Here is a 24,229-nt window from a genome sequence, read left to right as displayed (position 1 = left end):
CACGGGTCACGAACGGCGGACGACCCTCAAAGGTCGCTTAGCTCCGCCACGAAATCATAGGCGTCGCCGCGATAGTAGGAACGGGTGAATTCCGCCGCGCGACCGTCGCGCAGGAAGCCGTGGCGCTCGATGAGCAGCCCTGGCGCACCGGCGTCGACCTCCAGCATCCGCGCCTGCTCCGCGCCGAAGGGGACGGCACGCAGCCGCTGAAGCGCGCGCACGGGCCGGTTGCCGGCGGCGTCCAGCGCCGCATACAGGGAGTCGCCCACCGCCTCGACCGAGGGCAGGCAGTATCCCGCGATAGTGGAATATTCCAACGCCATCGGCACCTCGTCTGCGAAGCGCAGGCGGTTGAAGCGCAGGACCGGCGCGCCGGGCGAGAGGCCGAGCGCCATCGCCTCCTCTGGATTGACGATGCCGGCGGCGCGCGAGATCCAGCTGCTGCTGGCGGTGCGGCCGCGCGCGGCCATGTCTTCGGAAAAGGACGAAAGCTTGGAGAAGCTCTTTTCCACGCGACCGGCGACGAAGGTGCCGGCGCCGCGCCGGCGCGTGAGCAGCCCTTCTTCGACCAGCCCCTCGATCGCCTTGCGGACGGTGATGCGGGAAACGCTGTATTCGGTCGCGAGGTCGCGCTCCGGCGGGATCGCATCGCCCTGGGCGAGCAGTTGCTTGCTGATGCCGTCCCGGATCAATTGTTGAAGTTGCAGGTACAGCGGCGACGGATTGTCGTCCCGAAACCGTCCCACCTGATCCGAAAAGGCCATTCTTACACTCCCCCCAGCGGCACCCGTTCGCGCCGCGCCGGCGAAGAGCTATCGTAAGCGGAAGCGGGGAGCAACCGGCCCGGTCCTGCAATGGTATTGCCGGCACGGGTCCCCCGCATCGACGGCATCCTGCTGTGCTGGAACAGCACTGTTGCGCCGTAGGACTTATATTGGTTACACAGTTACAAGACCAGGGCGCGGAACGTCCGATCTAACGGGGGAGAATACAATGGCAGCAGGTTTCGCTCGATCCGGGCGGCAGGTGCTCACCGTACTTCTGCTTCTCGGCACGGCCACGCCGGCCCTGGCGGGTCCGCTGCCGCTGGTACCCCTACCGGCTTCGGTCGTTCCCGGCAGCGCCAGCTTCACCGTTCGTGATGGCGCTGCGATCGCGACGCCATCCGGCGACACCGCAGCCGAGGCCGCGGCGCGGATGCTGATCGCCCATGTCCGCACCGAACGCGGCCTGGCACTTTCGCAGACGAGCGGCGAGGCTCCAATTGCGCTGGTGCGCGACGCGGCGATCGCGGGAGAAGAGGCGTATCGACTGACGGTGGGCGCCAGCGGCATCCGCATCGCTGCGTCGGGTGACCGCGGCCTTCTCTATGGCGCGATGACGCTCGCGCAGCTGCTGAGCCCCGATCGCGCGTTCGGCAAGCCGGTGAAGGTCGATGCCGTCACGATCGAGGACGCGCCCCGCTTTGCCTGGCGCGGCTTGATGATCGACACCACGCGGCACTTCATCACGCTGGATGCCATCCGCACCATCGTCGACCAGATGGTGTCGGTGAAGCTCAACACGCTGCACCTCCACCTGACGGACGACCAGGGATGGCGCTTCGAGGTGAAGCGCTATCCCAAGCTGACCGAGGTCGGCGCCTGGCGCACCCCGCCTTCCTCGGGCGGGGCGGCGGGGGCGAAGGTCGGCGGCTTCTATACCCAGGACGAGCTGAAGCAGCTGGTCGCCTATGCGGCGGAGCGCGGCATCACCATCGTGCCGGAAGTCGACCTGCCGGGCCATGCGCAGGCACTGGTCGCGGCCTATCCCGAGCTCGGCGTGCTGGGCGACCGGCCCGAGGTATCGCCGGACTGGGGCATCAACCCCTATCTGCTGAACCCCGGCCCCAAGGGCGTCGAGTTCGTGAAGAACGTGCTGGACGAGCTGATGGCGGTGTTCCCGGGCACCTACATTCACCTGGGCGGGGACGAGGCGGTCAAGGACCAGTGGGAGCGTTCCCCCGAGGTGCAGGCGCAGATCAAGGCGCTGGGCCTGAAGAGCGAGAACCAGTTGCAGAGCTGGCTGATCGAGCAGTTCGGCACCTATCTGGCAAGCAAGGGCCGGCGGCTGATCGGCTGGGACGAGATCCTGGAGGGCGGCGTGCCGGCCTCGGCCTCGGTGATGTCGTGGCGCGGCGAGAAGGGCGCGATCGAGGCCGCGAACCTCGGCCATGACGTGGTGCTGTCGCCGGCGCCCACCCTCTATCTCGACAGCCTGCAGAGCGACCGCGGGGACGAGCCGCCCGGCCGCCTCGTCATCCAGTCGCTCGAAAGCGTCTATCGCTATGATCCGATGCCGGCCGGCATCGCCGCCGACAAGGCGAAGCATGTGCTGGGCGCCCAGGCGAATGCCTGGAGCGAGTATCTGGTGACGCCCTATCAGGTGCAGCATGCCATGTTCCCGCGTGCGGCGGCGCTGGCCGAGATCAACTGGTCGCCCAAGGACAAGCGCGACTTCGGTGGCTTCCTGGAGCGCGTCGGACCGCAGGTCGAGCGCTGGAAGCGTTCGGGCCTGGAGGTGGCGGACAGCGCCTTCGCCGTCGACTTCAAGGTGCAGGGCAGCCGCGGCGATGCGCTGCGGGCGAACAAGGCGACGGTCGCGCTGAGCACCCAGGCGCCGCACGGGACGATCCGCTACACGCTCGACGGCAAGGCGCCGACCGGGCGGTCGAAGGTCTACAAGGCACCGCTGAGCCTGACGCCGGGCGTCACCATCCGCGCCGCGGGCTTCGACGCCGCTGGCAACGCGACGGCGTCGGCGCGCAGCTTCGACACCAGCCGCGCGGCACTGCTCACGCGGACCTCCTCCGAACTGACCGGCTGTCCCAGCGGCGCGCTGTGGCTGCGGCTGCCGCTCACCGCCGATGCGACCGCCAATGGCCCAGTCTATAACGTCAACGTCTTCGACACGTGCAGCGTCTATCCGGCGGCGCCGGTCGATGTCGCAAGCGGCTTCACGATCGAAGTCGCGCGGCTGCCGCGGAACTTCGGCCTGGCGCATGACACGGGCAAGGTCCGCCGCCACTATAACGTCACCCCGCACGGCGAGCTGATTGTGACGGCGGGCTGTCCGGGGAGCGGCGACGACAAGGCGGCCAAGCCGATGCCGCTCGGCACCTTTCCGCTGCCCGACCCCGCGACCTCGCCCGCGCGCTTCCGCGTCACGGGCGCGCTCCCCAAGCTGGAGGGCGATCGCGACCTCTGCTTCCAATTCACCTCCCCGATTTCCGATCCCCTTTATGCCGTCGAACGGGCGACGCTGACGGAGACCGCACGATGAAGCGTTGGTTCGCCCTGCCCCTGTTGTTCGCCGCACTGCCGGCCTGGAGCGCGCCGCGCACCAGCGTTTCCCTGGATGGTGCGTGGCAGGTCCGTATCGATCCCGCGGATGAGACTGCCGCCGGCCAGCATCCGCGCGAGGCCAAGTGGTTCCGTTCGCAGGTGCCCGGCAGCGTCCAGCAGGACCTGATCGCTGCCAAGCGCGTGCCGGACCCGTTCCAGGGGCTGAACGAAGCCAAGATCCAGTGGGCGGGGCTCACCAACTGGCAGTTCCGCCGGACCATCGACGTCACGGCCGAGATGCTTCAGCGTGATCATCTGGAGCTGGCATTCGACGGGCTCGATACCTTTGCGACGGTGTCGGTGAATGGACAGCAGCTGCTCACGACGGCCAACGCCCATCGCCAGTGGCGGGTGGATGCCAAGCCCGCACTGAAGCTCGGGCGCAACGAGCTGTTGGTGTCGATCGCCTCGCCGGTGCGCACGCTGCAGCCGATGGTGCTGAAGGAGGCGAATTCGCTTCCCGGTGAGTATGACTCCGCGTTCGGAGACGAGCCCAAGGGCAAGCAGAGCTCGCCCTACATCCGCAAGCCCAAGTATCACTACAGCTGGGACTGGGGTCCCCGGATCATCAACATCGGCGTGTGGCGTCCCGTGCGTCTGGAGGCCTGGGACGATGTGCGCATCGAGACGCTTCAGGTCGACCAGGAAGCCATCAACGATGCCGAGGCACAGCTGACGGCGCGCTATACACTGGTGGCGGATACCGCCGGCAGCGTGACGCTGCGCACCAACGTCGTCGGTGCCAACGGGCAGACGCAGGGTGTGGAGCGGAAGGTGCAGGTCGCGGCCGGCGAGAACCGCATTACGGTGCCGCTGACCATCGCCAATCCGCAGCGCTGGCAGCCGGTCGGCTATGGCGCGCAGCCGCTCTATCGCGTGCAGGCGGCGCTGGTCGAAGGCGGCTCTGAAACCGATCGGACCGAGCGGCGGATTGGCCTGCGGACGGTGGAACTGCTGACCAAGGACGGCGGGTTTGGTTTTCAGGTCAACGGCATCCCGATCTTTGCCAAGGGCGCGAACGTCATCCCGTTCGACAACTTCCCCAGCCGGGTGCCGGCCGCGCAGATGCGGCACATCCTGCAGGGCGCGGTCGACGCCAACATGAACATGCTGCGCATCTGGGGCGGCGGCTATTATCTCGACGACGCCTTCTACGCGATGGCGGACGAGATGGGCATCATGATCTGGCAGGACTTCATGTTCGGCGGTGCCGTGACGCCGCCGGATGCCGAGTTCCGCGAGAACGTGCGCGTCGAGGCCGAGCAGCAGGTCGCCCGCCTCCAGGCGCATCCGTCGGTCATCGCCTGGTCGGGCGGCAACGAGGTGCTGTCGGGCTGGGAGAACTGGTCCGACCGCAAGGCGTTCAAGAAGCGCATCGGAGCCGACGAGCAGGAGCGGATCGGCGCGGGCATGGCCGTGCTGTTCAACCAGGTGCTGCGCGACGCGGTGCTCACCCGCTCGCCGGGCACGCCCTATTGGCCGGGATCGCCCTCCACCAACTATGAGGGCCCGGTCGACACGGATGCGGCGGGCGACCGCCACTTCTGGGACGTGTGGTCGGGCTCCAAGCCGGTCGAGAACTACCTCGACAGCTGCACGCGCTTCATGTCCGAGTACGGCTTCCAGGCGATGCCGGACATGGCGACGATCCGCGAGTTCGCCGGCAACGGACCGCTCGCGCTCGACAGCCCGGTGCTGAAGGGCCACCAGAAGTTCCTGGCCGGCGAAGGCAATGAGCGGCTGAAGATGTACCTCGACCAGCGACTGCGCCCGGCCAAGGACTTTGCCGACACGGTGTACCTGACCCAGGTCAACCAGGCGCAGGCGATCGACATGGCCGCCCGCCACCATCGCGCCTGCCGCCCGACGAACATGGGTTCGCTCTACTGGCAGATGAACGACACCTGGCCTTCGATCTCCTGGGCGAGCATCGACTATCACGGCCGGTGGAAGCTGCTGAACTATGCTGCGCGGCGCTTCTTTGCGCCCCAGGCGATCGTCGCCGAGAACCGCGGCGGCAAGACGCGGATCGCGCTGGTGTCCGACGCGACCCAGCCGATCGCGGCGGAGTGGCGGGTGCGCAGCTTCGACATGGCCGGCCGGCCGCTGGGCGACAAGGGCGGCACGACCACCCTCGCCCCGCTGTCCGCCACCGACATCGCGAGCGTCGCCGACGCGGATCTGTTCGGCAGCGCTGCGGCCAACGCCAGCTATGCCGTCGCCGAGCTGGTGATCGACGGCAAGACCGCGTCTCGACAGGTGTTCGAGCGCATGCTGCCCAAGGACGTGGCCTATCCGGCGCCGGGCCTGACTGCCCGCTGGGAGGACAAGCGGGTGACGATCACCGCCAAGAACCTTGCCCGCGCGGTGATGCTCGACTTCGGCGCGGTGGCCGCCCAGCCGAGCGACGACGGCTTCGACCTGCTGCCCGGTGAAAGCGTGACCATCGAGGTGGCGTCCGAAGCCTCCGCCCGTGCGCTCGCGCGCGCCCTTACCCTCCGGACCCTGAGCACCCAGCCATGATCTTTCTTCCCCTGCTTCTCGCCGGCGTCGAGGCGCCTGCCGATCCGGTCGTGGCCACGGTGTCGCAGATGTCGATCGAGGAGAAGGCGGCGCAGCTCCAGAGCAGCGCACCCGCCGATCCCAAGGCGGAGCTGCCCGCCTATGACTGGTGGAACGAGGGGCTGCACGGCCTGGCGCGCAACGGCGTCGCCACCGTGTTCCCGCAGGCGATCGGCATGGCCGCCACTTGGGACATCGAGCTGCTGCAGGACGTAGGCGACGTTGTGGCGACCGAGGCGCGGGCGAGCTTCAACCGCAAGCCGGCGAGCGCAGACCGCCGCATCTATGAAGGGCTGACGATCTGGTCGCCCAACATCAACATTTTCCGCGATCCGCGCTGGGGCCGCGGCCAGGAGACCTATGGCGAGGACCCGTATCTGACGGGCAAGCTCGGCACCGCCTTCATCCAGGGACTGCAAGGACCGGATGCCGCGCACCCCAAGGTAATCGGCACGCCCAAGCACTTCGCGGTGCACAGCGGACCGGAGGCCGGACGCGACAGCTTCGACGTGGACGTGAGCCCGCAGGACCTGGAGTCGACCTACCTGCCGGCGTTCCGCATGGCGATCACCGAGGGCAAGGCGCAGTCGCTGATGTGCGCGTACAACTCGATCGGGGGCACGCCCGCCTGCGCGCTGCCGTCGCTGATGATCGATCGGCTGCGCAACGACTGGGGCTTCCGCGGCTTCACCGTGACCGATTGCGATGCGGCTGCGAACATCCACCTGTTCCATCATTATCGCCTCGACGCGGCATCGGCCTCGGCAGCGGCGATCAAGGGCGGCACCGACCTGAACTGCGGCACGACCTTCTCCGCACTGCCGGAGGCGGTTGCCAAGGGCCTAGTGACGGAGGCGGAAGTCGACACCGCCCTGATCCGCTCGCTGGAGGCTCGTCGCGCATTGGGCATCGCGTTCGGCGCGGACAGCCGCTGGTCGAAGATCAAGTCGTCGGCACTGGGCGCGCCGGCGCATGGCAAGCTGGCGCTGGAAGCAGCACGCAAGGCGATCGTGCTGCTGAAGAACGATGCCGATCGCCTGCCGTTGAAGGCCGGCAGCCGCATCGCGGTGGTGGGCACCAATGCCGACGACCTTGGCGTGCTTCAGGCGAACTATCACGGCACCGCCGGGGAGCCGGTGACCCCGCTCGACGGCATTCGCAAGCAGTTCGGGCCAAGCAACGTCCGCTATGCGCAGGGATCGGTACTGGCCGATGGTGCGCCGGTGGTGGTCCCGGAGACCGCGCTGCGTGCCGATGGCAAGCCGGGCTTGCGCGGCGAGTATTTCGCGAGCCGCACGGTGACCGGGACGCCGGTGGCGGTACGGCAGGATCGTCGCATCGACTTCGACTACAACCGTGCCGCGCCCCTGCCCCAGCTTTCGCCCGAGGGCTTTGCGGTCCGCTGGACCGGGCAGCTGGTGCCGCCGGGTCCGGGCACGTACCGGCTCGCGATCGACGCGCCGGCTTGCTGGAAATACTGCAAGTCGCATGATGCCGTGCGGCTGTGGGTCGACGGCAAGCCGCTAACCGCGGGCGAGATCGCCAAAGGCCGCGTCGAGGTGCCGTTCACCAGCGACGGGCGCGCCGTCGACATTCGCCTGGAGCTCGACCACCAGAGCGAGGACGAGGGCATCCGCCTAATGTGGATGCCGCCCGCCGAGCCGCTGCTCGCCGAGGCAGTCGCCACGGCCAAGGACGCGGACGTCGTGGTCGCGGTGCTCGGCCTGTCGCCGGACCTGGAGGGCGAGGCGCTGCAGGTGAGCGTGCCTGGCTTCGTCGGCGGTGACCGCACCGACATCGCACTTCCGTTCGCGCAGCAGAAGCTGCTCGCAGCGCTGCGGGAAACCGGCAAGCCGGTCGTGGTGGTGCTGACCAGCGGCAGCGCGGTCTCCGTTGATCCGGACATGGCCGATGCGATCCTGGCCGCGTGGTACCCCGGCCAGTCCGGCGGCACCGCAATTGCCGAGACGCTGGCGGGCCTCAACAATCCGTCGGGGCGCCTGCCCGTCACCTTCTACCGTCAGGTCAGCGACCTGCCGGCGTTTACCGACTATGGCATGAAGGAGCGGACCTATCGCTTCTTCACGGGCCAGCCGCTGTGGGGCTTCGGCCATGGCCTGAGTTACACCCGCTTCGGCTATGGAACGCCGGTTGCGAAGGCAGGCGATACGACGGGCAATGTGTCCGTCAGCGTGGCCGTGCGCAACGACGGCCAGCGTGCCGGCGACGAGGTGGTGCAGGCCTATCTGGTGCCGCCAGCCGCGGGCAAGGGAAGCGGGCTCACCACGCCGGTCCTCCAGCGCCAGCTGGTCGCTTTCCGGCGCGTGTCGCTGAAGCCGGGCAAGACCGAGACGGTGCGCTTCGAGATCGATCCGCGCAGCCTCAGCACGGTCGCGCGCGACGGCACGCGCACCGTCCAGCCGGGCGCCTATCGCCTCTACGTCGGCGGCGGCCAGCCGGGCGACGGCGTCGGCGCCTGGACCGACTTCACCCTGACGGGCGACGCCCGGGAGCTTGCGAAATGATCGGTCGTCGTACCGTCCTGGGCGCAGGCGTCGCGCTCGCCGCCACGCCCGCCTTCGCGCGCGCCGCACCGACGCTCGCCAGCAAGCGGCCGGCGCTTGCCGAGCGCCGCTTCACCAGCAAGGCGGTGGAGCGCGAGATCGCGCGGGTTTCGGCCAAGATCGCCGATCCGAAGCTGCGCTGGATGTTCGCCAACTGCTATCCCAACACGCTCGACACCACCGTGAAGATGGGCACCGTCGACGGCAAGCCCGACAGCTTCGTCATCACCGGCGACATCGACGCGCTTTGGCTGCGGGACTCCGCCGCGCAGGTGAAGCCGTACCTGCACCTGGTGAAGCAGGACCCCAAGCTGCGCACGCTGTTCCAGGGGCTGATCCACCGCCAGGCGCGCTGCATCCTGATCGACCCTTACGCCAACGCGTTCCTGGAGGATCCGAACGGCAAGACCGAGCTCAGCTGGGCGCTGACCGACCAGACCGAGATGAAGCCGGGCGTCGCCGAGCGAAAGTGGGAGATCGACTCCCTGTGCTACGCGATGCGGCTGGCGCACGGTTATTGGCAGGCGACCCGCGACCCGACGCCGTTCGACGCGCAATGGGCGGAAGCGGCGCGTGCGAGCGTCCGCACCTTCCGCGAGCAGCAGCGCAAGACCGATCGCGGCCCCTATCGCTTTCAGCGGGTGAGCAACCGTACGACCGAGACGATGATGCTCGACGGCTGGGGGCCGCCCTCCAAGTCGGTGGGGCTGATCCACTGCGGCTTCCGGCCATCGGACGACGCCTGCGTCTATCCCTTCCTGATCCCGGCCAACTGGTTTGCGGTGACCGCGCTGCGCGAGCTGGCGGTGGTCGCGAACGAGGCGCGGCGCGATACCGCGCTGGCGCAGGATGCCGTCGCCCTGGCAGCAGAGGTCGAGGCGGCGCTCCACGAATATGGCAAGATGCGGCTACGCGACGGGCGAGAGGTCTGGGCGTTCGAGGTGGACGGTTTCGGCAACGCGATCTTCATGGACGACGCCAATGTGCCGTCGCTCTCGAGCCTCGCCTATCTCGGCTGCATGCCGGCGAGCGATCCGCTGTTCCGCCGTACCGCCGACGCCGCGTGGAGCGACGCGAACCCCTATTGGTCGCGTGGACGCGCGGCAGAAGGGATCGGCGGACCGCACGTCGGCCTGGGCCAGATCTGGCCGATGTCGCTGATCCAGCGCGCGTTCGTCGCCCAGGATGACGCGACGATCCGCAGCTGCCTGAAGATGCTGCGCGACACCGATGGCGGCACCGGCTTCATCCACGAGGCCTTCGACCAGGACGATCCCACGAAGTTCACCCGTGACTGGTTCGCCTGGGCGAACGGGTTGTTCGGCGAACTGCTCGTCACCCTGGCCGACCGTCGCCCGAAGCTGCTTGCCGAGACATTCTGACATGATCGCGATCACTCGCCGCACCCTGCTCGCCACCTCCGGCATGGCCGCAGCCGCTGCGGGCCTGCCCGGCTCCGCCTTGGCGCGCCGGGTCGAGAAGACGCCGCCCGACCTGTTCGTCGGCACCGGTGGCGACGGCCATACCTATCCGGGACCGACGATGCCGTTCGGCATGGTCCAGGTCGGCCCCGATACGGACAACACGCGATGGGGGGGATGCTCGGGCTACCACCGCACCGACACCTCGACCATGGGCTTCTCGCACACCCATTTGTCGGGCACCGGCATCGGTGACCTGATGGACGTGCTGGTGGTGCCGACCCGTGGCCCGGTCGAGCTCGTTCCCGGACCGCGCGAGGACCCGGACAAGGGCTATCGCCAGCGCTTCTCCGAGGAGCATGCGGAGCCCGGCTACTACCGCGTGCGGCTGGAAAGCGGCGTTTTTTCGGAACTGACCGCCACCGAGCGGACCGGCTGGCAGCGCCACCGCTTCCCGCAGGGGCCGGGCCATGTGCTGCTCGACTTCTGGCACATGCCGCCGGTGCAGCCGCCGACCTACCGGCTGGTGCGCGACGCGACGCTGACGATCGCCGCCGATGGCACCATCACGGGCAGCCGCTCGGTCTACCGCTGGGCCAAGGGACGCAAGATCCACTTCGCGCTGAAGCTGTCGCGGACGCCCGATCGCGTGACCTTCTATGTCAACGACCAGGCGCAGCCGGACGGCACCCGCACCGTGTCGGGCGACAAGCTCAAGCTGGTGCTGCACTATGACGATGCCGGCTCGGCACCGATCCTGACCAAGTGCGGCCTGTCGGGCGTCGACGTGGCGGGCGCGCGTGCGAACCTGGAGGCGGAAGGCCGCGGCTGGAATTTCGACGCGCATCGCCGCGCGGCCACCAAGGCGTGGGACAAGGCGCTCGGCACGGTGCGCGTGTCCGGCGGCACCCCGGAGCAGCGAACGATCCTGGCGAGCGCCATCTATCATGCGCAGCTGGCGCCGACGCTCTTCTCGGACGTCGACGGGCGCTACATGGGGCTGGACCAGAAGGTGCATCAGCTTCCAGCCAAGGAGCGCGCCTACAGCACCTATTCGCTATGGGACACGTACCGCACGCTGCACCCGCTGCTGACCCTGATCGCGCCGGATCGGGCGACCGAGTTCACCCACGACCTGCTGCGCCAGAGCATCGAAAGCCCCTTCGGCCCGCCGGTGTGGCCGCTGCAGGGTGTCGAGACCGGCACCATGATCGGCTGGCACGCGGTCGCGGTGCTGGCGGAGGCGCATGCCAAGGGCATCCAGGCGGACTATGCCGCCGCTTGGCCGGCGATCCGTGCCCGCGCGTTCGAGCCGACCACGCCGGACGTCGCGAGCACCCGCGCGCGCGGCGACTATGCGAAGCTCGGCTATCTGCCGGCCGACCGCGTGGACGAGTCCGTCAGCCGCACCCAGGAATATGCCTATGACGACTGGGCGATGGCGCACCTGGCCGAGGCGGCGGGCGCGGATGAGGATGCGGCGGCCCTGCGCAAGCGCAGCCTGAACTACCGCAACGTGCTCGATCCCAAGATCCGCTTCGCGCGCGCGCGGCTTGCCGACGGCAGCTGGATCACGCCCTACGATCCGATCCAGATCGGCCACAAGGTGTCGGAGTATCGCGACTATACCGAGGCGAACGGCTGGCAGGCGACCTTCCTGAACCAGCACGACATCTATGGCCAGATCGCGCACTTCGGCGGCGAGGCCGCGTTCGAGGCGAAGCTCGATGCGCTGTTCTCGGCACCGTCGACGCTGCCGGACAATGCGCCGCCGGATATCTCGGGTCTGGTCGGGCAATATGCGCACGGCAACGAGCCGAGCCATCACGTCGCCTATCTATATGCCTATACCGGCGCGCCCTGGAAGACGCAGGCCATGGTCCGCCGGCTGCTCAACGAGATGTACAAGGCGGATCCCGACGGCGTCATCGGCAACGACGATTGCGGGCAGATGAGCGCCTGGTTCGTGATGAGTGCGCTCGGCTTCTATCCGGTCGATCCGGTCGAGGCGGCCTATGTGTTCGGATCGCCGCTGTTCGAGCGGGCCGAGGTGAAGCTGGGCGGGGCCGCCAAGCTGGTGGTCGAGGCGCCGGGCAATCGCGCGGACACGCCCTATGTGGCGGCCGTCCACTGGAACGGTCGCCCCTGGACCCGCAGCTGGATTGCGCACCGCGAACTCGCCAAGGGCGGCACCCTGCGCTTCACCATGAGCGCGACGCCCAACCGCGATTTCGGCCGGGCGCCGGCCGACCGTCCGCCCTCCTACGGCAGCACGCCTGCCTGACCTGCCCCTTCGGAGTATCCCATGACCGATGTTTCGCGGCGTACGCTGCTCGCCACCACCCTGGTGGCAGGCACTCTTCCCGCCGGCGCCCGTGCCGCAACCAAGCCGCGGGCGCCGCAGCCCTGGGGTGCCGTCCCCTCGCCCCGCCAATGGCGCTGGCATGGTCGCGAGGCCTATGCCTTTGTCCATTTCTCGATCAACACCTACACCGACAAGGAATGGGGCTTCGGCGACGAGAGCCCGAAGCTGTTCAACCCCACCGACTTCGACGCGGACCAGATCGTCGCCGCGGCCAAGGCGGCGGACCTGCGCGGGCTGATCCTGACCGCCAAGCACCATGACGGCTTCTGCCTGTGGCCGACGACCCTGACCGAGCATTGCATCCGCAACAGCCCGTACAAGGACGGCAAGGGCGACATCGTGCGCGAGATGGCGGATGCCTGCCGCCGCGCCAATCTTCCCTTCGGCCTCTATCTGTCGCCCTGGGACCGCAACCACGCGCAGTACGGCCGGCCGGAATACATCACCTATTATCGCGCGCAGCTGACCGAGCTGTGCACGCGCTATGGCGAGCTGTTCGAGGTGTGGTTCGACGGCGCCAACGGCGGCGACGGATATTACGGCGGCGCGCGCGAGGCGCGGAAGATCGACGCGCCGCGCTACTACAACTGGCCCTCGATCATCGCGCTGGTGCACAAGCTCCAGCCCAATGCCTGCACCTTCGATCCGCTGGGTGCCGACATCCGCTGGGTGGGCAATGAGGATGGCGTGGCGGGCGATCCCTGCTGGCCGACCATGCCGAACAAGCCGTATGACCAGAAGGACGGCAACAGCGGGGTGCGCGGGGCAGAGCTGTGGTGGCCGGCCGAAACCGACGTGTCGATCCGGCCAGGCTGGTTCTACCACGCGGACGAGGACTCCAAGGTGAAGAGCCCGGAGCGGCTGATCCGGCTGTACGACGAGTCCGTAGGCCGCGGAACCAATCTAAACCTCAATATCCCACCCGACCGCCGTGGGCGCATCGCCGACCAGGACATGAAGATCCTGAAGTCGTTCGGCGATGCGATCCGCGCGACCTTTGCGCAGGATCTCGCCAAGGGCGCCGTGGCGAGCGCCAGCCACAGCCGCGGCCGCGGATTCGAGCCGGCGCGGGTGCTCGACGGCGACCGCGAGAGCTACTGGTCGGCGCCCGATGGCGTCACCACGCCCAGCCTGACGCTGGACCTACCGCCGGGCCGCAGCTTCGACGTGATCCGGCTGCGCGAGTATCTGCCGCTGGGCGTCCGGGTGACGCGCTTCGCGATCGACGCGGAGGTTGATGGACGCTGGCAGACCTTGGCCGAGCACGCGTGCATCTCCGCCCAGCGGATCGTGCGGCTGGAAAAGCCGATCGCCGCCCGGCGCGTGCGGCTGCGCATCCTGGAGGCGCCGGTGGCTCCTGCGATCAGCGAGTTCGCGCTGTTTCGGTCCGTGGCGCCCGTGGACGTGCCGGCGATCGTTTCTTCCGACCCGACCGTGCTCGACACGGCAGGCTGGAAGATCGTCGAGGCGAGCGCACCGGGAGCGGAGAAGCTGCTCGACAATGATGCGGGCACCATCTGGGCGCAGCCGGCGCCGGGCGCTGGGAAACCCGCCGGCGTCACCGTGGCGTTGCCCGAGACGGTGCTGCTCGCAGGCTTCAGCCTGACCCCGTCGCGCCAGGTGATGACCAATGCGGCGCCGCCGCGGGGCTACGTCGCGGAGACCAGCGTCGACGGCAAGCAATGGCAGCCGGCGGCCACCGGCGAGTTCAGCAACATCGCCTATGCGCTCTCCACCCAGCGCATCACCTTCGACGCGCCGCGCAATGCCCGCTACCTGCGTTTGCGCTTCGCGGAGACGGCGCTGCCCACGCCGCGCCTGGCGATCGCCGGGATCGGCGGATTCACTGCAACGCGGTAGCGCTGGCACAATCCTACTTCGCAAAGGCCGCGGACGCTGAGTCCGCGGCCTTTCTCTTGTGTCCAATACCTGCCGCCTTCAGTGCGGGGCGATTAGAACCTTTAACGTTTTTGGTATTGTATTGATCTGTCGCCTATGACAGGTTTGTTTCAGATCAGCGGTACCAAAGATGGTAGCGCTCATATGGGCCGACCGAGATCAGAACGCGGTCGGGGCATCGGGGAGGCCATGTCGTGATCGTTTCGCGCAGGGATACGCTTGCTATCGGTCTTGCCGGCATGGCGTCCGCCTCGGTGGCGCGGGCAGCGCCCGCCAGCCGCGCTCTGATCGTCTCCACCTGGGACTTCGGTGCCGCGGCCAACGCCGCTGCCTTTGCCCGCTTCCAGGCAGGCGGCACGCTGATCGACGCGGTCGAGGCCGGGGCGCAGGTGCCCGAGGCGGACTCCACCAACCATTCGGTCGGCTATGGCGGCTATCCGGACCGCGACGGACACGTAACCCTCGATGCCATCATCATGGATGACCGGGGTCAAGTCGGCGCGGTTGCGGCGCTGGAAGACATTCTCCACCCGATCTCGGTCGCGCGGCGCGTGATGGAGAAGACGCCGCACACGATGCTGGTGGGCGAAGGCGCGCGCCAGTTCGCGGTTGCCGAAGGCTTCGAACGCACCAAGCTGCTGACGCCGGAAGCCGAGGCGGCGTGGCGCGACTGGCTGAAGACCGCCAAGTACCAGCCGGTCGCCAACATCGAAAACCAGCGCGGCTCCGCACTCGACCACGACACCATCGGCATCATCGCCTGCGGCCCGGACGGGCGACTGGCGGGCGCGTGCACGACGTCGGGCATGGCGTTCAAGCTGCGCGGCCGTGTCGGTGATTCCCCGCAGGCCGGCTGCGGGCTGATGGTCGAGCCGGGCGTTGGTGCTGCGACCGCGACGGGCGTGGGCGAGGAAGTCACCCGCATCGCCGGCACCGCCCGGATCACCAGCTCGATGCGGATGGGCATGACCCCGCAGGCTGCCTGCCGCGAGGCCGTGCAGCACATTGCAAAGCTTCGCGGCGAGGCCGTCCGGGACGCGCAGGTCGCGTTCCTGGCGATCGACGCCAGGGGCCAGGTCGGGGCCTTCGCGCACCTGCCGGGCTTCACCTACGCCGTTACCGACACCTCAGGCAGGACCAGCATCCACGCCGCACAGAGCCTCAAAGGGCCGGCGGGCGCAAAGAACTAAAGGGACGATTGATGAAGACGATGACGCGTTTGTTGCTGGCATCCACCTGTATCGCGGGCGTTGCAGCGATGCCGGCGATGGCTCAGGAAGCCAATGTCACCGGTGGCCCGGTTGCGACCGACTCTGCGCTTGAAGCGCCCCAGGCGAATGAAGAAGCCCCTGCCGACAGCGGCGGCGCCATCGTCGTCACCGGCTCGCGCATCAGCCGCCCGAACGTCACCGCAGCAGCGCCGATCACCTCGGTCACCTCGGAGTCCATCCGTGCGCAGGCGGCGGTGAACATCGAGGAAGTGCTCAACCGCATCCCGCAGGTCGCCCCCGACAGCCAGCAGAACTACGCGGACTCCGACGGCCGCCAGCGCATCAAGCTGCGCAACCTGGGCTTCGAGCGCACGCTCGTCCTGGTCGACGGCAAGCGTCTGGGCACGGTGAACGGCCTCGACGCCAACATGATCCCGACGTCGCTGATCAAGCGCGTCGACGTTCTGACCGGCGGCGCATCGGCCGTCTATGGTTCGGACGCGATCGCGGGCGTCGTGAACTTCGTCCTCGACGACGATTTCGAAGGCGTGCAGATCAACGGCAACTACAACTTCTACGCGCACAACAACAAGCCGGGCCTGGCGACTGAGGTCGCCAACGGTTACAACTTCGCGCAGCCGGCACGCGGCAATGCGTTCGACGGTGGCCGCACCGACGTTTCGATCACGGCCGGCAAGAAGCTGTTCGACGATCGCTTCCACATCTCCGGCTACGTCAACTACCGCGAAGCCGAGCTGGTACCGTTCAGCGCTCGCGAGATCGCCGCTTGCGAACTGACCCAGCCGGTCAAGGACGGCGCGCTGGGGTGCACGACCTCCACCTACACGCCGTTCGGCTACATCTCGCCCGGCAGCGGCCCGAACAAGGGCAACACCTATGTGAACAACCCCGACGGCTCGGGGACGCTGCTGCCCTATTCGACCGAGTACGCAGCCAACCCGTATGACGGCTACGCCTTCCAGCGCGCGAACAAGCGCTGGAATGCCGGCGGCTTCGCATCGTTCGAGATTTCGCCTGCGGCCGAAGTCTATGCGAGCACGATGTGGTTCCGCGACAAGTCGTCGAACCCGTTCCCGGCGCGCGTGCTCAGCTCGACCGCTTACGGCGACGGCACGACGCCCTATACGGTGAGCTGCAACAATCCGTTCATGTCGGCCGCTCAGGCGCAGATCATCTGCGGCGGCGCCGCGGGCACTGCGACCACCGCCCCGGTGGAGCTGCGGTATCGCGCCAACGGCGCGGACCCCATCGAAGACACGTACATCAACAAGGGGCTCCGCATCACCGGCGGCGTGCGTGGCGAAATCGCGCAGGGCTGGAGCTACGACGTCGGCGGCGTCTACGCGCGCAACCAGATGAACATGACCTGGGGCATGCCGGACTTCGATCGCGTGAACAACGCGCTCGACACCGTCAGCAGCAACGGCTCGATCATCTGCCGCGACACCAGCGACGGCTGCGTGCCGTTCAACCCGTTCAGCCCGAACTCCGCGGTCAACGACCAGGCGCTGTTCGACTATCTGATGGTCGGCGGCTACGGCACCCAGAAGACCGTCAACACGCTCTATAACGCCATCGCCACCGTGCAGGGCGACCTGGGCCAGCACGGCATCACCAGCCCCTGGGCCGAGCAGGGCGTCGCGATTGCGATCGGCGCCGAATATCGCGAGGACCAGCTCGACTCCACGGCGAACGCAGTGTGGCGCGAGCAGAACGGCGGCACGGACCAGCACCTTTCGCAGCACGTCTGGGAAGGCAACATCGAAGTCCAGGTGCCGCTGGTCGAAAACAAGCCGTTCGCGGACCTGCTGCAGTTCAACGGCGCCTATCGCCTGTCGAAGTACAGCAGCAATCCCAAGACCTTCTCCACCTGGAAGGCGGAAGCGATCTGGGCCCCGATCCCGGATATCACCTTCCGCGCGTCGATGAACCGCGCGCAGCGCGCACCCACGGTGGTCGAGGCGTTCCAGGCGAGCAACAGCAGCTACGATCGTATCGACCCGCAGTCGTTCAACGACTTCTGCGCGCCGACCATCCTGCGCTACGAAAACGATGGCTCGGGTCAGCAGCGTCCGGTCTTCGGCGCCCCGCAGGCATCGCGTGAAGTCTGCGCAGCCACCGGCCTGGCCGACAATCTCTATGGCAGCGAGACCCTGCTCTGCCCGACGGACGTCGGCTGCACCACGCGCAGCGGCGGCTTCACCGTCGATCCGGAAACCGCCTACACCAAGACCTTCGGCATCGTGCTGAAGCCGCGGTTCCTGCCGGGCCTGACCGTGTCGGTCGACCGCTACATGATCGACCTGAACGACTCGATCGGCTACAACAACTACGACTTCTTCCGTGACGGTTGCCTGTCGAGCGGCAACGACTTCTTCTGCTCGATGTTCGTCCGCAACGCGGATGGCACGCTCTACAGCCCGACGACCACCAATGCGCAGAGCGGCTATGTTCGCAGCGGCACGACCAACTACTACAAGAGCAAGTCGTACGGCTGGGACTTCCAGGGCCAGTATGCCCTGCGCATGGGTTCGGCCGGCAAGCTCGACTTCGACTTCTCGGGCTCGCTGACCACGCTGCTCGGCGCACAGGACGCGCCGACGCTCAACAAGCGCAACTGCGTGGGCTATTATGGTGGCGCCGGCTGCGGCCAATTCATCCCGAAGTGGACGCACAACCTGCGCGGCACCTACACCACCGACGACGGCGTGTTCAGCGCGTCGCTCAACTGGCGCTACCTGGGCCCGCTGACGAACGTGTCGAACTCGGGCGACACCAACCTCGGCTGGAAGCCGGGCGATGATCGTACGACCTTCTATGAGGTCAAGGCGGTCAGCTACTTCGATCTGGCGCTGGCGTTCCGCGTGAACGAGCAGTTCTCGTGGCGAGTGGCTGCGAACAACCTCCTCGACAAGTCGCCGCCGGTGTTCCCGAACTCGCGCGACGTGACCGGCCTGTTCCGCAACAACACGATCTCTTCGCGGTACGATATCCTCGGCCGCCAGATCGCGGTCGGAGCGACGATCAACTTCTGATCCCGTCCATCCGGACGTCCAAGTTCCCATGACCTGGGCCCGCGCTCTTTCGAGCACGGGCCCTTTTTTTGCGCATGCGCGACGCGGGTCGTGGGTTGCGGAGCGGGCGGTGGTGCCTACCTACCGGGTCCCCTCCCCGACGCGGACGCCCCCATGCCCCCATCCTCCCCCGTCTGGTTCATCACCGGCTGTTCCACCGGCTTCGGTCGCGAACTCGCAACCCGCGTGCTCGAGCGCGGTTGGGGAGCGGTGGTGACGGCGCGCAACCGCGACAGCGTGGCCGATCTGGTGGAAGGCCGCGAGGATCGCGCACTGGCCCTGGCGCTGGACGTGACGGATCAGGCCCAGATCACCAGGGCAGTGGCAGCCGCCGAGGACAAGTTCGGGCGCATCGACGTGCTCGTGAACAACGCCGGTTATGGCTATCAGAGCAGCATCGAGGAGGGCGAAGAGGCGGAGATCCGCGCCCAGTTCGACGCCAACGTCTTTGGCCTGTTCGCCCTCACCCGCGCCGTGCTGCCGATCCTGCGCGCGCAGCGCAGCGGCCGCATCCTCAACATCACCTCGGTCGCGGGGCTGATCGGCTTTCCGGCCTCGGGCTATTATGCCGCGTCTAAGCATGCGGTCGAAGGCTGGTCCGATACGTTGCGGGCAGAGGTCGCGCCGCTCGGCATCCACGTGACCTGCATCGAGCCAGGGCCGTTCCGTACCGACTGGGCCGGCCGCTCGCTGCGCCAGACGCCCAGCCGCATCGCCGACTATGCCGAGACTGCGGGCAAGCGGATGGACGATACCCGGGGGGTGAGCGGAACCCAGGCCGGCGACCCGGCGCGCGCCGCCGACGCGATGATCGCCCTTTCCGAGCAGCCCGACCCGCCGCGCCACCTGGTGCTCGGCCGCTTCGGCCATGAGGCCGTGGTCGCGCGGCTCAAGGAGCGGCTCGCCGAGATCGAACGCTATCGCGACATCAGCCTCGCCACCGACTTTCCCGACGCCTGACGGAGTTCCCATGACCACCCCAGCCCTTTTCAAGCCGGCGACCCTGGGTTCGCTGAAGATGGACAACCGCATCGTCATCGCGCCGATGTGTCAATATTCCGCGGTCGACGGTTGCATGACCGACTGGCACCAGATCCACCTGGGGCAGCTCGCGCTGTCCGGCGCCGGGCTCCTGACGATCGAGGCGACCGCCGTCGTGCCGGAAGGGCGCATCACCTATGCCGACGTTGGCCTGTGGGACGATGCGACCGAGGCGGCGATGGCGCGCACGCTGGAGAGCATCCGCCGTCACTCGTCGATGCCGATCGCGATCCAGCTCGCCCACGCCGGCCGCAAGGCATCGACCGAGGTGCCGTGGAAGGGCGGCGCGCAGCTGCCGCCGGACGATGCGAATGGCTGGCAGACCGTCTCCGCCTCGGCCCTCCCGTTCGAGACGCATGAGAATGCGCCGACCGCGCTCGACCGCGCCGGCATGGACCGGGTGCGCGACGCCTTTGCCGATGCCGCGCGGCGCGCCGACCGGCTGGGGATCGACGCCATCCAGATCCACGCGGCGCACGGCTATCTGCTGCACCAGTTCCTGTCGCCGCTCTCCAACCAGCGCACCGACGACTACGGCGGCAGTCTGGAGAACCGCATGCGGTTCCCGCTGGAAGTCTATGACGCGGTGCGCGCCGCTTTCCCGGCGGACAAGCCGGTGACGGTGCGGGTGTCCGGCACCGACTGGGTCGAGGGCGGCTGGGACGCCGAGCAGACGATCGCCTTTGCCAAGGCGCTGGAAGCGCGCGGCTGCGGGCTGATCCACGTCTCGAGCGGTGGCCTGGATCCGCGCCAGCAGATACCGGTCGGTCCGAGCTATCAGGTGCCGCTCGCCCGGGCAGTGAAGCAGGCGACGGGTCTTCAGGTCGTGGCGGTCGGGCTGATCACCGATTTCGAACAGGCCGAGGCGATCGTGGGCACGGGCGACGCGGACTTCGTCGGCCTTGCCCGCACCATCCTCTACGATCCGCGCTGGCCGTGGCATGCAGCCGCGCACCTGGGGGCGCGGGTGCGCGCCGCCAACCAGTATCTCCGCTCACAGCCGCGCCAATACCGCGCGCTGTTCGACTTCAAGGAGAGCGCGGAGTCATGATCGTGGAGAGCAACCCGCCCGCCGCGCCGCAGGCACTGGCGAACAGCCCCCAGCGCGCGGCCGTGTTCGTGAAGCTGGGCCGGCGTCGGGGACTGCGTGCGACGGTGGAGGTGACCCCGGCCGGGTTGCTCGCGATCGGCGGCCTTGTCTCCTCGATCCTCCTGTCGACGGCGGTGCTGGTTCGCAGCGCCGCCGCGGCAAAGCTCCGGGCCGAGGGCGGCCGGGACCAGAGGGAAGAGCAAAGGCGCACCCTGGAGGCACCGGCCCCCTAGACAGACGCGGCATGATCTGAGACCTTTTGGTGACCATTCGGAGACCAAAGTGCCTCAGACCCGCCTCCCCCGATCGATTTTCCTCGCCACCGCAGCCGCCGCGCTGCTTCCGGCTGCCGCATCGGCTGCGCCCCAGGGGACGCTTCCTGCGGTTTTCCCGCAGCCGGTCTCGATGCGCCTGACGGGCGCAGCGCTGGAGCTTGGTAAGGACGCGACGATCGTGGGCGCGGATACGGCGGATGCGGAAACGCTGGCGCTGGTCCGCAGCGCACTGGCCGCTGCCGGTGTGGAGAAGGTCGGAACCGCCCGCGCCCTCCCGACGAAATCCGACGGCACCGTCGTGGTGATCGGCACCGCCCGCTCGGCTCCCGTCCGCACGGCCATCTCGCGCCTTGGCGGCACCCTGCCGGATCAGCGCGAGGGCTATGCCTTGCTGAGCGGCGCGCACGGAGACGGCGCGCTGGTCGTGCTGGCCGGGCAGGACGCGGACGGCCTCTACTATGCGGCGCAGACGCTGCGGCAGCTGACCGCGCGTGGGACCATGCCCGCGGTCTCCATTACCGACCGGCCCGCAATGGCGATCCGGGGCACGATCGAGGGCTTCTATGGTGCGCCCTGGTCGATGGAGGACCGCGCCCGGCATCTCGACTTCCTCGGCAGCGTGAAGGCGAACACGTACGTCTACAGTCCCAAGGACGACCCCTTCGCGCGCGACAAGTGGCGCGAGGCCTATCCGCAGGCGACGCTCGATTCGCTCAAGACGCTGATCAATCAGGCGCGGCGTCACCATGTCCGCTTCACCTATGCAATCTCGCCGGGTCCATCGATCTGCTACTCGCGGCCGTCCGACGTGCAGGCGCTCCAGCGCAAGTTCGAGGTGTTCAGCTCCATGGGCGTGCGGTCCTTCTACATCGCGTTCGACGACATCGAATATACCAAGTGGAATTGCGACGAGGATCGCGCAGCGCTGGGCGAGCCGGGCCAGCGTGCGGCGGGCCTGGCGCAGGCGAACCTGTCGAACACCATCTACCGCTGGCTGAAGACCAAGGACGGCGACCAGGCCGAACTGATGATCGTGCCCACGGAATATTTCAATACGACCGAATCGCCCTACAAGGCGGCGCTGCGGGAGGTCGACCCGGCCGTGTTCGTGCAGTGGACGGGCACCGACGTGGTGCCGCCGGCGATCTCCATCGGTGACGCCAAGGCGGCGACGAAGGCGTTCGGCCGCAAGACGCTGCTGTGGGACAATTATCCGGTCAACGACTATGGCGAGTCCACCGGCCGTCTGCTGATGGCACCCTATGCGCGGCGCGAGGCGGGGCTTTCGGGCGAGTTGAGCGGGATCCTGGCCAACCCGATGAACCAGGAGGCGCCGAGCCGCGTCGCGGTGTTCGGCAGCGCCGCATTCGCGTGGAACGATCGCGGCTATGATGCCGACCGGGCTTGGAAGGCGGCGGCACGGATGCTGGCGTCGGGCGATGCCGCCACCACCGAGGCGCTGATGGTGTTCTTCGACGCGCAGCACCTGGCCCCCACCTTCGGCAGCCAGCCCTGGCAGCCCTCCGCGCCTCGCCTGAAGGCGACGCTGGACGAAGTGACCGATGCGATCACCAGCGACGATGCGTCTGCGCGTGAGGCGGCTCTGGAGCGGTTGAAGGCGACGGCGGACGCACTTGCCACCGCCTCCGACACGATCCGGGCCGGGGTAGCGGACCAAGGGTTCGTTGCGCAGAGCCAGCCCTGGCTCGATGCGCTGCAGCTGTGGGGACGTTCGCTCCAGGCGACCACGAGCGGGCTTTCGGCCGCGAACCAGGGCAGCCCGCGCGCGTCCGGCTTCTTCGCCCAGGCACGGGCGCTCGCCGCCCAGGCCGAGAAGTTGCAGACGATCCCCGGCACCACGCGCCCGCAGGGGCCGATCAAGGTCGCCGACGACGTGCTCGACCGGTTCGTGGCCGAAGCGCCTTCGCTGATCTACGTGCCGGGCTCGCCGGCGATTGGCGACTAAAACGCCGTCGCCGCCTCTCCCCCGACCAGGGCCGGCGTCTTCCACAAGGCGCCGGGCTTGGGCAGCAGGAAGTGGCTGAACGGCAGCACCGCCGCCCCGACCGCAGGCGCGTCTTCGGAAAGGGCGGCACGCGCGACCGGCGCGATCGCCGGGAGCACGTCGGCCTGATCCTCCATCAGGGCGTTCACCCGGTTTGCCAGCTGCTCCACCACGGCGGTCGGAAGCCGCCCTCCTACCAGCACCGTCGCCGGATTGATGAGGCAGCAGATCGCCGCCATCGGCGTGCACAGCCGCCGTGCCGCCGCCTCGATCCACGCGTCGACACAGGCCTGCACCTCGGGCGCGCGCTCGGTGCGATGCATGATGTCCGCCAGGCTGAAGCCGGCGGCCTCCAGATGCCGCGATAAGCCTGACAGGGAGACCAGGGTCTGCACCGTCTCCCGTCCGCCGTTCCCGTCCGGGGCCAGCATGAAGCCGAGTTCGCCACTGCGCCCGTTGGCGCCGCGGACATAGGCCCCATCCACCACGAAGCCCCCGCCGAGTCCCGACGAAAGCAGCACGTAGAAGAAGCTGTTGTACTTCTGGCCAAGGCCCAGCTGCATCTCTCCGCTCGCCGCAGCCGCTGCGTCATTCTCGACAAAGACCGGGAGGTCGAACGGCTCTGTAAACAGCGAGGCCATGTCGATGCCGTTCCAGGCGGCATATTCCGGAGGGCGCCCCGGTAGCGCAACCAACTCCAGGTCGTCGGGCACGGCGACGCCGATGCCGACCAGCTTCGACGAGGGCACGTCCGCCGATTGCAGCATCCGCTCGATCGAGCGGACGTAGAGGGAGCGGACGTGATCGGGAAGCGCGAACGCGACCTCCTCCGACACCCGGGCGAGGATCCGTCCGGAGAAGTCGACCAGCACGATAGTGATATGATCCCGGTCGATGTTGATGCCGATCGAGTAACAGGCATCGCGCCGGACGACGAGCTTCGTCGGCGGCTGCCCGCGCCCGCCACGCCGCTGCCCCGCTTCCTCGATCAGGCCATCCTGCAGCAGGCGCCGCGTGATGTTGGCGATGGCTGGCGGCGTAAGCCCGGTAATCCCTGCGAGGTCCACGCGCGTCAGCGACCCGCCGACGCGGATCGCGTGCAGCGTCACCCGCTGGTTGTGGTCGGCAGCCCGTTCCAGGTTGGTCCCGGACAAACGGGCACCAGGCGAGTTCTCCATCATGCGAACGGATCCTCTTTCCGGCCGGTAGTTTGGACCCAATGCCGACACCGAACCGCCCCTGGACGCATCTGCCTCTCCTGCTCGCCGGTCTGCCGGCTGTGATCGATAACATGGCATTAATGCCGCACCCGGCGCGG

At 68.1% G+C, this 24,229-nt stretch carries 14 protein-coding genes; 12 read left to right on the top strand and 2 right to left on the bottom strand.

What is annotated here, in order from left to right:
* Positions 1–26 precede the first annotated feature (26 nt).
* Positions 27–764 (bottom strand): GntR family transcriptional regulator, encoded by a 738-nt coding sequence (locus tag ABDZ92_RS08410; RefSeq protein WP_125959710.1) that lies wholly within the window; start codon positions 762–764, stop codon positions 27–29.
* Between the two features lie 229 nt (positions 765–993).
* Here ABDZ92_RS08410 and ABDZ92_RS08405 point away from each other — a divergent pair, with 229 nt between their 5' ends.
* The 12 genes from ABDZ92_RS08405 (at position 994) to ABDZ92_RS08350 (ending at position 22,872) form a co-directional block, all read left to right on the top strand.
* Positions 994–3,321 carry a beta-N-acetylhexosaminidase gene (locus ABDZ92_RS08405; protein WP_125959711.1) on the top strand — a complete coding sequence of 776 codons (2,328 nt, stop codon included), beginning with the start codon at positions 994–996 and terminating at the stop codon, positions 3,319–3,321.
* Positions 3,318–5,906, top strand: a complete 2,589-nt coding sequence (locus ABDZ92_RS08400) for a beta-mannosidase (RefSeq protein ID WP_125959712.1) — start codon at positions 3,318–3,320, stop codon at positions 5,904–5,906. The genes ABDZ92_RS08405 and ABDZ92_RS08400 overlap by 4 nt, the downstream gene beginning before the upstream one ends.
* On the top strand, positions 5,903–8,470 hold the full coding sequence (locus ABDZ92_RS08395) for a glycoside hydrolase family 3 C-terminal domain-containing protein (RefSeq protein WP_125959713.1): 2,568 nt from the start codon (positions 5,903–5,905) through the stop codon (positions 8,468–8,470). The genes ABDZ92_RS08400 and ABDZ92_RS08395 overlap by 4 nt, the downstream gene beginning before the upstream one ends.
* Complete coding sequence (locus ABDZ92_RS08390; protein ID WP_125959714.1) at positions 8,467–9,891, top strand: glycoside hydrolase family 125 protein; 1,425 nt, start codon at positions 8,467–8,469, stop codon at positions 9,889–9,891. Before ABDZ92_RS08395 ends, ABDZ92_RS08390 begins: the two co-directional genes overlap by 4 nt.
* A 1-nt stretch (position 9,892) precedes the next feature.
* On the top strand, positions 9,893–12,214 hold the full coding sequence (locus ABDZ92_RS08385) for a GH92 family glycosyl hydrolase (RefSeq protein WP_343762391.1): 2,322 nt from the start codon (positions 9,893–9,895) through the stop codon (positions 12,212–12,214).
* Between the two features lie 21 nt (positions 12,215–12,235).
* Positions 12,236–14,155: an alpha-L-fucosidase gene (locus ABDZ92_RS08380; protein ID WP_125959716.1), complete on the top strand. Its 1,920-nt coding sequence runs from the start codon at positions 12,236–12,238 to the stop codon at positions 14,153–14,155.
* Positions 14,156–14,433: 278 nt separating this feature from the next.
* A complete protein-coding gene (locus ABDZ92_RS08375) occupies positions 14,434–15,384 on the top strand; it encodes a glycosylasparaginase (protein ID WP_125959736.1) in 951 nt (316 codons plus the stop codon).
* A gap of 11 nt (positions 15,385–15,395) precedes the next feature.
* Positions 15,396–18,461, top strand: a complete 3,066-nt coding sequence (locus ABDZ92_RS08370) for a TonB-dependent receptor domain-containing protein (RefSeq protein ID WP_241211758.1) — start codon at positions 15,396–15,398, stop codon at positions 18,459–18,461.
* A 153-nt stretch (positions 18,462–18,614) separates the two neighbouring features.
* Positions 18,615–19,460 (top strand): oxidoreductase, encoded by an 846-nt coding sequence (locus tag ABDZ92_RS08365; RefSeq protein WP_125962097.1) that lies wholly within the window; start codon positions 18,615–18,617, stop codon positions 19,458–19,460.
* Positions 19,461–19,470: 10 nt separating this feature from the next.
* Entirely contained in the window at positions 19,471–20,592 is a 1,122-nt protein-coding gene (locus ABDZ92_RS08360) for an NADH:flavin oxidoreductase/NADH oxidase (RefSeq protein WP_125962052.1), read from the top strand.
* On the top strand, positions 20,589–20,864 hold the full coding sequence (locus ABDZ92_RS08355) for a hypothetical protein (RefSeq protein WP_125962053.1): 276 nt from the start codon (positions 20,589–20,591) through the stop codon (positions 20,862–20,864). Before ABDZ92_RS08360 ends, ABDZ92_RS08355 begins: the two co-directional genes overlap by 4 nt.
* A gap of 49 nt (positions 20,865–20,913) precedes the next feature.
* Positions 20,914–22,872: a glycoside hydrolase family 84 protein gene (locus ABDZ92_RS08350; RefSeq protein ID WP_125962054.1), complete on the top strand. Its 1,959-nt coding sequence runs from the start codon at positions 20,914–20,916 to the stop codon at positions 22,870–22,872.
* Here the strand turns inward: ABDZ92_RS08350 and ABDZ92_RS08345 are convergent.
* Positions 22,869–24,092, bottom strand: a complete 1,224-nt coding sequence (locus ABDZ92_RS08345; protein WP_125962055.1) for an ROK family transcriptional regulator — start codon at positions 24,090–24,092, stop codon at positions 22,869–22,871. The two genes, ABDZ92_RS08350 and ABDZ92_RS08345, sit on opposite strands and share 4 nt — an antisense overlap.
* Positions 24,093–24,229 lie beyond the last annotated feature (137 nt).

Source organism: Sphingomonas molluscorum, from assembly GCF_039522995.1.
Taxonomy (GTDB): Bacteria; Pseudomonadota; Alphaproteobacteria; order Sphingomonadales; family Sphingomonadaceae; genus Sphingomonas; species Sphingomonas molluscorum.
This window is presented reverse-complemented; position numbering and strand designations above follow the sequence as displayed.